General features: G+C 48.4%; 10 protein-coding genes. 7 read left to right on the top strand and 3 right to left on the bottom strand.

What is annotated here, in order from left to right; genetic code table 11:
* Positions 1–62: 62 nt before the first annotated feature.
* From BMZ54_RS00540 to BMZ54_RS00520, 5 genes are all read left to right on the top strand, one after another.
* Positions 63–1,721, top strand: a complete 1,659-nt coding sequence (locus BMZ54_RS00540; protein ID WP_089906214.1) for a DUF1800 domain-containing protein — start codon at positions 63–65, stop codon at positions 1,719–1,721.
* A 20-nt stretch (positions 1,722–1,741) separates the two neighbouring features.
* Positions 1,742–3,331, top strand: coding sequence for a DUF1501 domain-containing protein (locus BMZ54_RS00535; protein WP_089906213.1), 1,590 nt, complete (start codon positions 1,742–1,744; stop codon positions 3,329–3,331).
* Positions 3,332–3,415: 84 nt separating this feature from the next.
* Complete coding sequence (locus tag BMZ54_RS00530) at positions 3,416–3,745, top strand: hypothetical protein (protein WP_143080866.1); 330 nt, start codon at positions 3,416–3,418, stop codon at positions 3,743–3,745.
* Between the two features lie 84 nt (positions 3,746–3,829).
* Entirely contained in the window at positions 3,830–6,277 is a 2,448-nt protein-coding gene (locus BMZ54_RS00525) for a TonB-dependent receptor (RefSeq protein ID WP_089908139.1), read from the top strand.
* Between the two features lie 265 nt (positions 6,278–6,542).
* The gene (locus BMZ54_RS00520) at positions 6,543–8,447 is read left to right on the top strand and encodes a beta-N-acetylhexosaminidase (protein WP_089906211.1); all 1,905 of its coding nucleotides are present in this window, start codon (positions 6,543–6,545) and stop codon (positions 8,445–8,447) included.
* A 142-nt stretch (positions 8,448–8,589) separates the two neighbouring features.
* On the opposite strand, the gene BMZ54_RS00515 is transcribed toward BMZ54_RS00520, so the two are convergent.
* Both BMZ54_RS00515 and BMZ54_RS00510 read right to left on the bottom strand, forming a co-directional pair.
* Positions 8,590–9,000, bottom strand: coding sequence for a DUF983 domain-containing protein (locus BMZ54_RS00515; protein ID WP_089906210.1), 411 nt, complete (start codon positions 8,998–9,000; stop codon positions 8,590–8,592).
* Positions 9,001–9,124: 124 nt separating this feature from the next.
* Positions 9,125–10,909 carry an ABC transporter ATP-binding protein gene (locus tag BMZ54_RS00510; protein ID WP_089906209.1) on the bottom strand — a complete coding sequence of 595 codons (1,785 nt, stop codon included), beginning with the start codon at positions 10,907–10,909 and terminating at the stop codon, positions 9,125–9,127.
* A 261-nt stretch (positions 10,910–11,170) separates the two neighbouring features.
* On the opposite strand from BMZ54_RS00510, the gene BMZ54_RS00505 reads away from it, so the two are divergent.
* Both BMZ54_RS00505 and BMZ54_RS00500 read left to right on the top strand, forming a co-directional pair.
* Positions 11,171–13,300, top strand: a complete 2,130-nt coding sequence (locus tag BMZ54_RS00505; protein WP_089906208.1) for an elongation factor G — start codon at positions 11,171–11,173, stop codon at positions 13,298–13,300.
* Positions 13,301–13,427: 127 nt separating this feature from the next.
* Entirely contained in the window at positions 13,428–14,423 is a 996-nt protein-coding gene (locus BMZ54_RS00500) for a phosphotransferase (RefSeq protein WP_089906207.1), read from the top strand.
* A 13-nt stretch (positions 14,424–14,436) separates the two neighbouring features.
* On the opposite strand, the gene aqpZ is transcribed toward BMZ54_RS00500, so the two are convergent.
* Complete coding sequence (gene aqpZ, locus BMZ54_RS00495; RefSeq protein ID WP_089906206.1) at positions 14,437–15,150, bottom strand: aquaporin Z; 714 nt, start codon at positions 15,148–15,150, stop codon at positions 14,437–14,439.
* Positions 15,151–15,392 lie beyond the last annotated feature (242 nt).

Genomic DNA, 15,392 nt, shown 5'->3' with positions numbered 1-15,392 from the left:
TGGCCCTGCGATTATTGTCGCTCCTGTAAAAAACCAATACGCCTAACCATATCCTATAACATATGGATCGCAGACAATTCCTAACCTTATCCCCTACACGCCACAAAACGGCGAAAGCCCCTTTTGGCCGCACTGATTCCGGTATTGCGCCATTTACCGGTGCCTTTGACACGGCTCAGGCAGTACACCTGTTAAAACGTGCACTGTTCGGGGCGTCTCCGGCAGACCTGAGCTGGGCAAAGGGCCTTGGCTCCATGGACCAGGTAGTAGATGCGCTGCTTACACCACTTGCTACCATGCCTTCTCCGCCGGTAAACAACTACGGGGATGATGCTACCGGTATAGCACCTGGCGCCACCTGGGTAAATGCCCCAGCCTATGTACGCATGGAAGATGATCCCCTGGGACAGAACAGGCAACGTTCCTACAAAGCCTGGTGGACCGGCGTAATGCTCAACCAAACACGGAGCATACACGAAAAAATGGTGCTCTTCTGGCACAACCACTTCGTAACAGAAACACAAACGGTAACGGACCTACGTTACGTTTATAAATACAACACCACGCTGCGGCAACATGCCCTGGGTAATTTTAAAGCACTTACCAAAGCCATTACTAAGGACCCCGCCATGCTCATTTACCTGAACGGTAACCTCAATGGTAAAACCGCGGCAGATGAGAACTATGCACGTGAGCTGCACGAGCTGTTCACCATCGGTAAAGGCCCCGATTCCCATTATACGGAAGACGATGTACGTGCCTCCGCGCGCGTGCTCACCGGCTACCGGGTAGATGAGAACACTATTACCAGCCACTTTGATAGCACCCAGCACGATTTTACCAATAAACAGTTCTCTGATTTTTACGGTGCCAAAACCGTAACCGGTAAAACCGGCCCTGCGGGTGAAACAGAGCTGGACGACCTGCTGAACATCATTTTTTCTCAGCCGGAGTGCGCCAAGTTCATCGTGCGTAAATTATACCGTTTCTTTATCTACTATAAAATAGATGATGCCGTAGAGCAGAACGTAATTGCCCCGCTGGCAGATATTTTCCGGACCAACAATTACGAAATACTGCCCGTGCTCAGCGCCTTATTCAAGAGCGAACATTTCTACGATCCGCTGAATATGTCCTGCCTGATCAAAAGCCCCATCGATTTTTGCATAGGGCTGTGCCGTGAGTTCAGCGTAGTATTTCCTCCTGCATCTGATTACATGAACGCCTACGAAGCCTGGGACTACATCCGCGACTTTGCCGGCAAAATGTTGCAGAACATTGGCGATCCTCCGCTGGTGGCCGGTTGGGCCCCTTACTACCAGGAGCCTATGTTCCATGAAATGTGGATCAACACAGATACCCTGCCTAAACGCAATATGCTGTCCGACTACCTGGTACAGGGGCAGGGCGCGCCGCATGGCCTGAAAATAGATGTACTGGCTTTTGCTGATCAGCTGTCTGACCCCGGTAATCCGGTAACCTTAGTAAAGGACTCGCTGGACCTGCTGTATCGTGTAGACGTTTCCGATAGCCTGCGCAGCTTTATGAAGAATTCTATCCTATTGAGCGGCCAAAGCCCCAACAGCGATTATTACTGGACCGATGCATGGCAGGCCTATAAAGGCAATCCGGGAGATGCGGCGACGAGAACAGTGGTGGAATCACGCCTGAAGGCTATGTATAAATTCATCATGGACCTGTCTGAATACCAATTATCCTGACCTTCTGAAAGACCTCTAACATGCGTAGAAGAGAATTTCTCAAACATACAGCATCAGCCGCCGTACTGCCATCTATTATTGATGGGTTTTCTGTAAAAGCATTCAGTACTTCGCCTATGTTAGCCGCCTTACAAGGCGCCGCCACGGATAATGACCATGTGCTGGTAATGATCCAGCTAACCGGCGGTAACGACGGTTTGAACATGGTGATCCCCCTGGACATTTATGATAAATACCAGGCAGCCCGCAGCAACATTGCTATTCAGCAAGGCAAGGTGCTGCCCCTGGCCAACAATATAAAAACCGGTATCCATCCGGCAATGACCGGCATTCAGCAGTTATATGATGATGGAAAGGTGTGTATCCTGCAAAGCGTAGGTTATCCTTCACCGGATTACTCCCACTTCCGCGCCACAGATATCTGGCTGTCCGGCTCCGGCTCCAAAGAGATCCTGAACACGGGCTGGGGCGGGCGTTACCTGGGTTTTGAATATCCCAACTTCCCGGAAGGTTTCCCGAATGCAGATGCACCGGATCCGCTGGCTATACAGATAGGCTCCCTTGTATCGCCGGTATTCCAGGGATCAGCTGCCAGCATGGGCATTGCCATTACCAGCGCCACTGATTTTTATGACCTGCTGGAAAATCCGCCCATTGATCCCGTGCCTAACACGCACTGGGGCGATGAGCTGACCTACATCCGCTTAATTGCAAAACAATCCGATAAATATACCGACAGCATCAAGCTTGCTGCCGGCAAGGTTACACAGCAAAGCCCTTACCCGGCTAATAACGACCTGGCTGCACAGCTCAAGATCGTTGCACGCCTGGTGGCCGGCGGGTTAAAAACCCGCATGTACATGGTGAGCACCGGTGGTTTTGATACGCACGCCAGCCAGACAGAAGCAGGTGATACCTCCAAAGGATATCACGCAGAGCTGTTAGGCAAAGTAAGCGCCGCTATTAAGGCCTTTATGGATGACCTGACCAAGCTGAAAGTATCCAAGCGCGTAGTAGGTATGACGTTCTCCGAATTTGGCCGCCGTACTAAATCTAATGGTAGTATGGGTACGGACCATGGTGCTGCTGCACCCATGATCGTGTTTGGCGATTATGTGCTGCAGGGAGTGCTGGGTAACTCGCCCAACATTCCGGACGCCGCTTCCGTGGGGGATAACATTCCAATGCAGTACGATTTCCGTTCGGTATATGCCTCCATCCTGGAACAATGGTTCTGCGTAAAAGAATCGGACCTGAAAACCATTCTGCTGGAGGATTACCAGCGCCTGCCCATTGTAAGCGGTATTGCCTGCGGTCTTATAACATCCACTGACGATGTGAACCAGAATGCCGGCATCAATTACATCACCAACTATCCTAATCCTTTCGCAGATAAAACCTATCTCAAGTACAAAACCAAAGGCGGTCATACCATGATCCAGATCTTTGATACCACAGGCCGCCTGATACAGGTGCCGGTAAATAAGATCCATACGCCGGGCGATTACACCATTACTTTCGATGGGGAAGATCTGCCCAATGGCGTGTATTATGCCCGTTTCCAGAATGGTACCATCCAGCAGGTACGCACCATGCTGAAGGTGAGATAAGCTGCTACCACTTATCATTTCTTTGTGCAACAAAGTTGCAAATGGGACCTTTTTGCCTATCTTTGTCGCACACTATACAGATAGGTGAGAAAACAGTGGTTACATAAGATCTTCGCTATCATACTCCTGGGTGTGTTTGCTTTGCATACTACCCCCCGGGAGTTTATTCACCTGTTTGCCCCTCACGAGGATACCATAGATGATTGTGGCTATAAAGGCAACGCATTCTCCATTCAGCATAAACACTGTGAATTTCTGCAGATAGGTGTAGAGCCTTACGAGCAGATCACTTTCCATTACGAAGCGCCCTCACAGTCCGTAACCTGGGTATATACCTTACCGCATATACCCGCAGCAGTACGGCAGCGCTTTGCAGATGCCTCCCTCCGCGCACCCCCGGCAAAAGTTTGCTAATACTTTCCCTTACTAACAGCAATGGCCAAACGGCTATTAGCTGCCCACATTATCCTTTATCATTTTATTTTATCAGAAGATATTATGCAAACTTTGCGTGTATTTATTGCCGGATTATTATGCCTGATCATACCTGGATTTTCATTTGCCCATACTGCCACAGACGCCAACGATAATACGCTAAGCGGTAAGGTGGTGGATAAGTCCAGCCACACCGCCTTACCCGGCGCCACCATTTATTTCCCGGACCTGCACGTGGGCGCTTCTGCCGATGCACAGGGTAACTACAACATTAAAAACCTGCCCAAAGGAAGATTCCTGGTAGAAGTGCATTACATAGGCTATGCTGCCTTTACTACCAGCGTGATCATTAATGGCGCCACCACACATGATTTTGAGCTGGCCGAAACACTGATAGAAAAGAATGAAGTGGTGATCACAGGCGTTAACATGGCCACTTCTGTAAAGCAGAACCCAACGCCCATCAGCGTGATCCGCAAAGAATATTTAGACCAGCAGATCTCTACCAACATCATTGACGCTATTTCCAAAATACCGGGTGTGAACCAGGTAACTACCGGACCGGCTATCTCCAAACCTTTTATCCGCGGCCTGGGCTATAACCGGGTAGTGGTGGTAGGAGACGGCATCCGCCAGGAAGGCCAGCAGTGGGGCGATGAGCATGGTATTGAAATAGACGATTACAATGTTAGCAAAATAGAAGTATTAAAAGGTCCGGCCTCTTTAGCATATGGGTCTGATGCGTTAGCGGGCGTGGTAAACATTGTGCCGCCTACATTGTTGCCGGAAGGCAGCATCAAAGGTAATGTAGCGGCCAATTATCTTACCAACAACGGACAGGTATCCTACCACGCAGACCTGGCAGGTAACCAGAACGGTTTTAGCTGGAGTGTATACGGCACCCAGAAATGGGCGCATGATTACAAGAACAAGTATGATGATTATGTATTCAACTCCCGCTTTAATAACACCAACTACGGCGCCAGCATTGGGTTAAACAAACAATGGGGTTACTCCCGGTTAAGCTTCACCTCTTTTAACCAGAACTTAGGACTGGTAGAGGGCGACCGTGATGAGCAGGGACATTTTATTCAGCCCGTGAATGTAAATGGTACAGAAGAGGAAGCAGTGGCCACTAATTTCAAATCTTACAGCATGAACGTGCCTAAACAAAAGATCAACCACCAGAAGCTGGTATGGGATAATAACCTGTACCTGGGCAATGGCGGGCGTTTGGGCCTTACCCTGGGATACCAGTATAACCAGCGCCGTGAGTTTGGCAATGTGCTGGCGCCTGATGAACCGGAACTGCATCTGCAGCTGAAAACATTTAACTATAACCTTAAATACTTTTTCCCGGAAATGGCCGGCTGGCAAACATCTGTGGGCGTAAACGGCATGCAGCAGAATAACCGTATTTCCGGCGATGAGTTCCTGATACCGGCATATGACCTGTTCGACTTCGGCGCCTTTGCCATTACCCGCAAAACCTTTAACAAGCTAACCTTAAGCGGAGGCCTGCGTTTTGATACCCGTTCCCTGAACGGGAAAGCTTTGTACCTGGATGAAGACGGCGCGCCAACAAGCGCACCCAAAGACGGCGGCTCTACCAAATTCGCTAAGTTCGACCGTAATTTTTCTAACGTATCCGGCAGCGTGGGTATCAGCTATGAAGCTAGTGATAAGGTAACGCTGAAGCTGAATGCAGCACGCGGTTTCCGTGCACCTAATATTGCGGAGCTGGCGGCCAACGGCGTACACGAAGGCACTATTAAATATGAATATGGCAATGCGGATCTGAAGCCGGAGGTAAGCACCCAGGGCGATGCCGGCGTGGATTTCAACACGCAGCATGTGTCCATAGGTGCCAGCGTATTTTACAATCATATCACCAACTTCATTTACTCCCGCAAGCTGCTGAATACAGCCGGAACAGACTCTATTCCGGCAACTGATAATGATGAAGGTTTCAGCGCCTTTAAGTACCAGCAGAATACAGCCAACCTGTATGGCGGAGAGCTGTCGCTGGACATTCACCCGCATCCTATTGACTGGCTGCATTTTGAGAACACCTTCTCTTATGTTCGCGCAGTGGCCAGCAATGGTACAGATTCTACCAAATACCTGCCCAATATACCGGCAGGCCGCTGGTTGAGTGAGCTGCGGGGCAATTTCAAAAAAGTAGGCGGTTGCCTGCGCAATGCCTATGCAGGCGTGCAGATGGATCTGAACCTGGATCAGAATAACGTATTCAGCGCCTATGAAACGGAAACGTCTACTAAGGGATATACCTTATTGAATGCACATCTGGGTGCAGATATCGTAAATAAAAACAGCAAAACGTTGTTCTCACTGCACTTTGCCGTGAATAACATTGGCGATGTGGCTTACCAGAGCCATTTGAGCCGCCTTAAATATGCGCCGGAAAATGAAGCCACCGGCCGCATGGGAGTATTTAATATGGGCCGCACCTTTAGCGTAAAAGTAGCAGTGCCCATTGACTTTAAGTAACGATTTCTAATGTGTTCACTCTTTACTAAACGGCCCGGGCTTTTGCCTGGGCCGCTTTTGTAAATGTCTGTTTTGATATATCAGATTAACATCTTATCTTTGTATGTCATTAAATCGTAATACATATATAAACGTTATATATTACATCTATTGTTATAGCGGAGGTTCTGTAGTGGAGCCTCCCTTTTTTTTATAAACGGTACGCCCCGGTATTGCATGCTAGCCCCTGCTATCCTATTTTTGTTTGAACACCAAAAGTTATCCAATGCAAAAGCAGCTCATGTTGATCTGTACCTTCCTGGTACAGTTGTTTTCATTTTCCTATGCCGCAGATAAAGGACGGATACACATTATTCCCGAACCGGTAGATGTAAAAGAACTGCCCGGGGAATTTGCGCTGGATAATACCACCACGCTGGTTGTAAGCGGCGCTGATAAACAATTGCCCGGCACTGCACAATGGTTTGCAGACCAGGTAGCTGCAGCAACCGGTTTTCGCCTGCAGCAGCAAAAAACAGCAGGGCAGAGTAAAAGCATCCGCCTGGAGCTGAATGCCAAAACCAATACCACCACTGGCCAGGAAGGCTATACGCTGTCTGTAAATAATAACCAGGTAACCTTACGCGCCAATACGGCCGCCGGCATTTTTTATGGCCTGCAAACCTTATTGCAGCTGCTGCCGCCTGACATTGCAGGTGATAAGGTAGTGAACCGCAGCTGGACCATTCCCAACACAGAGATCACGGATTACCCGCGCTTTGGCTGGCGTGGCCTGATGCTGGATGTAAGCCGCCACTTTTTCACCAAGGAAGAAGTAAAGCGTTATATAGATGAAATGGTGAAATACAAATACAACGTTTTTCACTGGCACCTGAGTGATGATAATGGCTGGCGCATAGAAATAAAAAGCCTGCCGCAGCTTACAGAAAAAGGCGCCTGGCGTGTGGAGCGCGTAGGCCGTTGGGGACAGTTTGCCCCCGCCCAGCCGGGTGAAGCTACCCCCTATGGTGGTTTTTATACGCAGGATGATATTAAAGAAGTGATCAAATATGCGCAGGACCGGTATGTAACCATACTGCCGGAAATAGATGTACCGGCCCACAGCTTGTCCATGATCACCGCCATGCCCAACCTTTCCTGCACCCAGCAGCAATACATGGTAGGTCCCGGCGACAGCCTGCGTAAACGGAACGATAATGTGCTGTGTATTGGTAATGATTCCGTGTACCAGGTACTGGATAAAGTATTTACGGAGATCGCAGCCCTGTTTCCCGGCAAGTACATTCATATAGGTGGAGATGAAGCCTTTAAAGGTTTCTGGGATAAATGCCCTAAATGCCACCTGCGCATGGAAAAAGAGCACCTGAAAGATGTGAATGAGCTGCAAAGCTATTTTGTAAAACGTATGGAAAAGATGCTGCTGAGCAAAGGCAAAAAGCTGATCGGCTGGGATGAGATCCTGGAAGGTGGCCTGGCTCCGGAAGCCACGGTAATGAGCTGGCGCGGTATGAAGGGAGGGATAGAAGCTGCCCGTATGAACCATCACGTGGTAATGACGCCCTGGGATTTCTGCTACCTGGATCTGTACCAGGGAGAGCAGGCCGCAGAACCGCCTACCTACGGCATTTGCCGCCTTACGGATTCCTATAACTACGATCCTGTTCCGGATAGCGTAGATGAAAAATTCATCCTGGGCGGACAAGGTAACCTGTGGACAGAATCCGTAGCCAACCTGCGCCATGCAGAATATATGACCTGGCCTCGTTCCCTGGCTTTGTCAGAAGTATATTGGAGCCCGAAGTCAAAACGTAACTGGGATAATTTTGTGGAGCGGCTGGAAGCGCAGTACCCGCGCCTGGATGCCGCACATATCAAGTATGCACGCAGCGCCTACAATACTATTGCTATTCCTGCGCGCGATGGCAACGGTGAGCTTACCGTACGCCTGACCACTGAAGTAAAAGGGCTGGATATTTATTACACTTTTGATAATACGGACCCGGATACTTTTTACCCGCATTATAAAGAGGGCGAATTACTGAAGTTTCCCAAAGGCGCCGCACAAATAACAGTGATCACCTACCGGGATGGAAAGCCCATTGGCGACCAGTTTGCCATTAAGAAGGACGACCTGGAAAAGCGCATTCTGGAAGGCCACCACGTGTATTAAGTAAAAAGTAAAAAAGCAAAAATTAAAAAGGGTACCATACCTGTATAAGTAAAAAAGTAAAAAGCAAAAATTTAAAAGAGTGTCATATGCTCGAAATACTTGCGCATGTGTAGTGCCCTTTTTAATTTTTGCTTTTTTACTTTTAATTTAACTTTTCAGCGTCTTCGTCATAGTACACAAAGAAGTAGAGGTATATTACCCGGCTGATGCGCATAAGCCAGGGTTGAAAGATCAGCAGGATAAACCCATTCACCCCCAGCCATATAAACACACTGTTATCCTTCCAGGATATATTGAAGATCAGCCAGTACCATATCAGGTTAAATACGGAAAATGCCACTGCCAGCGCATAGCTCACATAACCGGTACCAAACCAGAAACCGGTTTCCAGCTCAAACTTCTGGTGGCATACCGGACAATGATCGTACATGTTAAAGATCCTGGAAAAGCGCCAGTGAAAAGGATTGCGGTCCCTGTACATAGGGCCTTTCCGGCAGTGCGGGCACTTCATAGATAACAGGCTCAGTAAATAATTAGGGTGCTTTTTCTTCATCCTGCAAAGTTAATATTTTAATGTCCAGATAAACAGATATGCAAATGTGCAGATAATAGCAATTACCAGCACATTAATACATTGTCAATCCATCTGCACACCTGCATATTTGCATATCCGCATATTACACTGTTTCCAGCGTTTTCCTTTCCCCGATCTGCTGCCGCCACATGGCATAATACAAGCCTTTCTCAGACAGCAGGCTGGCATGCGTACCGGTTTCAATAATATGGCCTTTTTCCAGCACATAAATGCGGTCTGCATGCATAATGGTGGAAAGCCGGTGTGCGATCATTACTGTAATATGTTCCCGGCTGGCAGTTACCTGCCGTACGGTTTGGCTGATCTCTTCCTCTGTAAGCGAATCCAGGGAAGAGGTAGCCTCGTCAAACACCAGCAGGCGTGGGTGGCGCAGCAAGGCGCGGGCAATGGATAAACGTTGCTTTTCGCCGCCGGATATTTTAATGCCGCCTTCACCGATCACGGTATCAATCCCGTTATCTGCACGGGCCAGCAGGGTTTGGCAGGATGCTTTTTGCAGCACTTCCATGATCTGCTCGTCTGTCGCACGCGGGTTCACAAACAGCAGATTCTCCTTAATACTGCCGGAAAACAGCTGTGTATCCTGGGTTACAAAACCTATCTGGTGCCGCAGCGCTTCTATATCTATTTTCGTACTATCTACACCGTTATACAGTATTTTCCCTTCCATGGGTTTATATAACCCTACCAGCAGTTTTACCAGCGTGGTTTTGCCGGAACCGGAAGGGCCAACAAAAGCAATGGTTTCACCCACGTTCACCCGGAAGTTAATATCGTCCAGCGCTTTATTGGCAGCTGTTAAGTGCTTAAATCCTACCTGGTCAAACACCAGCTCATCTACCTTGGTCATAGGAACAGGTTGTGCGGGCATAACCTCTACCGGTGTTTCCAGTATGCTCTGGAAGTTCAGCAGCGATACCTGCGCTTCCCGGTATGCCAGTATAATATTGCCCAGCTCCTGCAAAGGACCAAAAATGAAAAAGGAATATAGCTGCAATGTAAATAGCTGGCCTACTGTTACCGTACCGGGGTACAGCAGGTACAACAGCAGGAACAGGATGCTTTGCCGCAGCAGGTTTACAAAGGTACCCTGCACAAAGCTGATGCTGCGGATGGTGCGTACCTTCTTCAGCTCCAGCATTAATATTTTAATGGTGGTGGAGTTCAGCCGCCGTATTTCCTGCTGCGTAAGCCCCAGGCTTTTTACCAGCTCAATGTTGCGCAGCGATTCTGTGGTAGAACCGGCCAGCATGGTGGTTTCCTTTACAATGGTTTTTTGAACGATCTTTATTTTCCGGCTCAGTACATTCATCAGGGTACCTAATAAGATACAGCCGCCAAAATATACAAACACCAGCGACCAGTGCACCGTAAAAGCATAAACCATTACAAACACCACACCTACCAGTGAGGTGAACAGTACGTTGATGAAAGAGGTAATGAACTTCTCTGAATCCGTACGCACTTTTTGCAGTACGGCCAATGTTTCACCACTGCGCTGATCTTCAAACTGTTGATAGGGCAGGCGCAGGGAATGGCGTAACCCATCCGTATACACAGAGGCGCCGAACTTCTGAATGATCACATTCACAAAATAATCCTGGAATGCTTTGGCAATGCGGGATACCATGGCTACGCCAATACCCGCCAGCAGCAGCCATAGCACGCCGCTCAGGTAGGCTGGCATGCCACGGGGTACCGTGGCCCCGTTCACCTTTTCATTCTGTGGGTGAGAGGCAAAACGGTCAATGATCTTCCCAAAAATATATGGGTCCATTAAAGAGAACAGTTGATTGATGGTGGCCAATAGTAAAGCCAGCATTATCAGCCATTTATAGCTTTTTAAGTAATGAAGAAATAGCTTCATGTAGTTTTAATATTGATTGTTAGAAGGCGCAAAGTGAATATCGGTTAATATATTTTCTGATCGTACAGCGTGCAAAGATACGATAAAACAGCGTCATTACATGTTGCAACATCTTTTCAGGAGGCGTCAATTTTACGTAAAAAATGGTAACTTAATAGTAACATTCCACTTATGAAACCGTGAGGTTCCATCTGCCCCTGCCATCTTACTACAGATGCAACCACAAGGTTCCGCCCGACCTTAACCTTTAAATCTTAACGGATGAAAACGTATGATGAGAAACACATTAAGAACATCGTACTGTTAGGCGCCGCCAAAAGCGGAAAAACGACCCTTAGCGAGACCATGTTATTTGAAGCCGGCATTATCCACAAGCGCGGAACAGTAGAAGAAGCCAATACAGTATCCGATTACCACGAAATAGAATATGAAAGGGGCAGCTCCGTATACGCCACCTGCCTGCACACCGAATGGCGTGATTATAAGATCAATATTATAGACACACCCGGGCTGGAAGATTTCATAGGTGAGGTAATTGCCTCCATCCGCGTATGTGATACCGCCGTGTTGCTGCTGCATGCGCAATATGGTGTGGAAGTAGGCACAGAGCTGATCTGGGATTATGTAGATAAATACCGTAAACCCACTATACTGGCCGTAAACCACCTGGATAACGAGGAAGCCAATTTCAATAAAGTGGTAGACGATGCCCGCCGTACCCTGGGCCCGGCTGTAACTATTATGCAATACCCTGTTAATCAGGGTATTGGTTTTAATAGCGTGATCGATCTGCTGAAAATGACGCTGTACCGCTTTCCGGCTAACGGTGGCAAACCGGAAAAGCTGCCCATTCCCGACAGTGAAAAAGAACGTGCCGAACAGCTGCACAATGTACTGGTGGAAAAAGCTGCGGAAAACGATGATACGCTGATGGAGCACTACTTTGAAAAAGGCAGCCTGGATGAGGATGAGATGCGCGAAGGCCTGAAAATAGGCATGCTTAAGCACCAGGTATTCCCGGTGTTTTGTTTATCAGCCGAAAGGAACATGGGCAGCGGCCGTTTAATGGGGTTCATTGATAATGTAGCGCCTTCCGCTACTGAAATGCCTCCGGAAATAACAGAAGCAGGCGAGCCTATTCCCTGCGATCCTGCAGGCCCGGCCTGCTTGTTCGTGTTCAAAACCTTGCTGGAACCACATATTGGCCGCCTTACCTTTTTTAAGGTGCTTTCCGGCGAGATAAAGGCGGGGCAGGAGCTGGTAAATGAAAAGGGCAATACCAACGAGCGGTTGAACCAATTGTTTATTGCAGATGGTAAGAACCGCAACCCTGTGGAACGCCTGCGCTCCGGTGATATTGGCTGCACCCTGAAGCTAAAGAACACGTTAACCAATCATACCCTTAACGACCGCTCCTTCACCGGGCAGGTGGATCCTATCCACTTTCCCCCGCCCAAAGTACGCGCCGCCATTGAAGCCCGCAGCAAAAGTGATGATGAAAAGCTGGGTGAAGTGCTGGCAGAAATACACATGGAAGACCCTACGCTGGAAATAGAATATAACCGGGAGCTGAAACAGGTGATCCTGCACGGTCAGGGCGAGCTGCACCTGGCTGTAACCAAATGGCGCCTGGAAAATATTTACAAGATGCAGGTAGATTACCTGCCCGCTAAAATACCTTACCGGGAAACCATCCAGAAGCCTGCACAGGCCTCTTACCGCCATAAGAAACAATCGGGCGGGGCTGGGCAGTTTGGTGAAGTGTTTATGAAAATAGAGCCCTGGTATGAAGGGATGCCTCCCTTCAAAGAGCACCCGGTAAGGGATACAGAGGAAATAGCGCTTAACTGGGGCGGTAAGCTTGTTTTTAATAATTGTATTGTAGGCGGTGCTATAGATAACCGTTTCCTGCCATCCATACTCAAAGGGGTGATGGAAAAAATGAACGAAGGCCCGCTAACCGGCTCTTATGTACGCGACATAAGAGTAAGTGTGTATGATGGTAAAATGCACCCGGTAGATAGTAATGATATTTCTTTTAAGATAGCCGGCATGATGGCTTTCCGCGATGCCTTTCACCAGGCATCGCCCCAGCTGCTGGAACCTGTATATGATGTAGAAACCAGCGCCCCGGATACGATGAGCGGCGATATTATGAGCGAGCTGCAAAGCCGCCGCAGCATTATAACGGGAATGGATACACTAAATGGCAGCCAGGTGATCAAAGCCCGTACCCCGCAGGCGGAGCTGGATAAGCTGTATGCCGCTTTGCGCAATATAACCCAGGGTAAGGCCAAGGTAAAAGCGCAGTTTGCAGAATACGCACCTGTACCGGGAGAAATGCAGAAGAAGCTGAGTGATGAGTACCGGAAAACAGAAGTAGTGGGATGAGGATTATATAAGGTAAACAATCAGATCTCCATCAATGTTTAACCAAAAAAAATATAGTTAACAGCACTGCAATCAGCTGGGAAATAGGGCTATTTTTAGTCCGTTTAACCATCCTTCTTTTTAATCTATGATCCCGGAAACAAAAAGAACAGCTGTAAAACAAGCATTGCAGGAAGCCTTTGGAGTAAGCGGCTACGAAGATATCAGGCATATAACTACCGGCCTTTCTTCCGCGCTTATTTTTCGTATAGTGGTGCAGGGTAGAGCCTACCTGCTCCGTATCGTTACCCGTGAAGATGAACCGGGCAATCCCACACATTATTTTGCCTGTATGAAGGTTGCTGCAGATGCGGGCATAGGTCCGCGTATCTGGTACATCAGCACCGAAAGCCGGATCTCCATCACCGATTTTATTGAAGCGCAGCCGTTCTCGTTACAGGAGGCCAGGATTAAACTGCCGGCCCTGATCAGGCAATTGCATTCACTGCCACCTTTTCCTGCACGTGTTAACTACCTGAACTTCGTTAATGGACTGGTTAAAAAATTCCAGGACAAGCAGCTGCTACCTGAAAGTATGACCGGGGAATTATTCCGGCTGTATGCAAAGGTGGCGGATGTTTATCCTTACAACACGCAGGACCAGGTGGCAAGTCATAATGATCTTAAACCGGAGAATTTCCTTTTTGATGGTGACCGGGTATGGATGGTGGACTGGGAAGGCGCTTTCCTGAACGACCGTTATGTGGACCTTGGAGTGGTTGCCAATTTTGTGGTACGGAACGAGGAGGAAGAAGCTGCATATCTCGGTATCTATTTTGGTGAAGAAGCATGCGCATACCAGCGGGCGCGGTTTTTCCTGATGCGCCAGGTGCTTCATATGGCATACTTTACGCTCCTGATGCTGCTGGTCTCCGCAGCAGGCACACCAATTGACCCGGATACAGTCATACCGGATTTCAGAGATTTCCACGACCGTATATGGTCAGGTGAGATCAGCCTGGCCGGCAATGAAGCGCGGTTGCAATATGCCTGGGTACATATGGCACAGCTCTCGCGTAACCTGCGGTCAAACCGGCTGAATGAGGCGCTGGAGGTAGTATCAGGGGCGCATATAACAAATTAAATTCCGGAAGCCGTTACTCCTTCGGCTCAAAAATGGCCCGCCAGGTGATAGCAGCAAGGACACCGCCGGCTATGGGAGCTACTATAAATAACCACAGCTGTTGAAGCGCTTTACCGCCTGCAAGTACAGCAGGGCCAAAGCTGCGGGCCGGGTTTACAGAAGTTCCGGTGATGGGTATGGCTACCAGGTGTATCAGTACTAACGTAAGCCCTATTGCCAAACCAGCCATGTTAGGATTCCCCAGCCTGGAAGTAGTAGCAAAAATTACAAACAGGAATATGAATGTAAGCAGCACCTCCACAATGAATGCCGCTGTTGTTGAATAGTTGCCTAAATACCCCGGTCCCCAGCCATTGGATCCTAATGCCCATTCGCCCATGCTGAATCCGGGTGCATCTTTCTGAATGGCCAGTAACGCAAGTGCTGCCACGGTTGCCCCGGCCATTTGCGCAATGATATAACCAATAGTATCTGCCAGGCTTAATTTTTTAGCCACCAGCATAGCAATGGAAATAGCCGGATTTATATGACAACCTGATATAGGGCCAATGGCATAAGCCATAACCACTACGGTAAGGCCAAAGGCGAGCGATATGCCAAGCAGGCCAATACCTATTGGTGCATCGGCAATAGTTATGGGTATGGTTTTGCCAGCTACAACTGCGGCTCCGCAGCCAAATAATACTAAAGAAAATGTTCCAATGAATTCAGCGAGGTACTTTTTCATAAAGGGGGATTTTGAGTATCAACAAAGTAAGACATTTATCCGATAGCAATCACAACAATCACAATTATTATTATAACAACCTTCACAACTGCACCATCCAAAAGCTCATTACCATCCGCTGCATTCCATCAAGCAAGCATCATCTACTGCTAACAAGCTGTTGCAACCATCCAAAACCGTCCATCAGCAGCAAACAAACCCTTGCAACTGCATTATCCAAAAAACAGTCACCCTCCACCGCA

Origin of the sequence: Chitinophaga rupis (assembly GCF_900109685.1) — a bacterium.
Taxonomy (GTDB): domain Bacteria; phylum Bacteroidota; class Bacteroidia; order Chitinophagales; family Chitinophagaceae; genus Chitinophaga; species Chitinophaga rupis.
The sequence above is the reverse complement of the archived record's forward strand: the minus strand, read 5'-3'. Positions and strand labels throughout refer to the sequence as shown.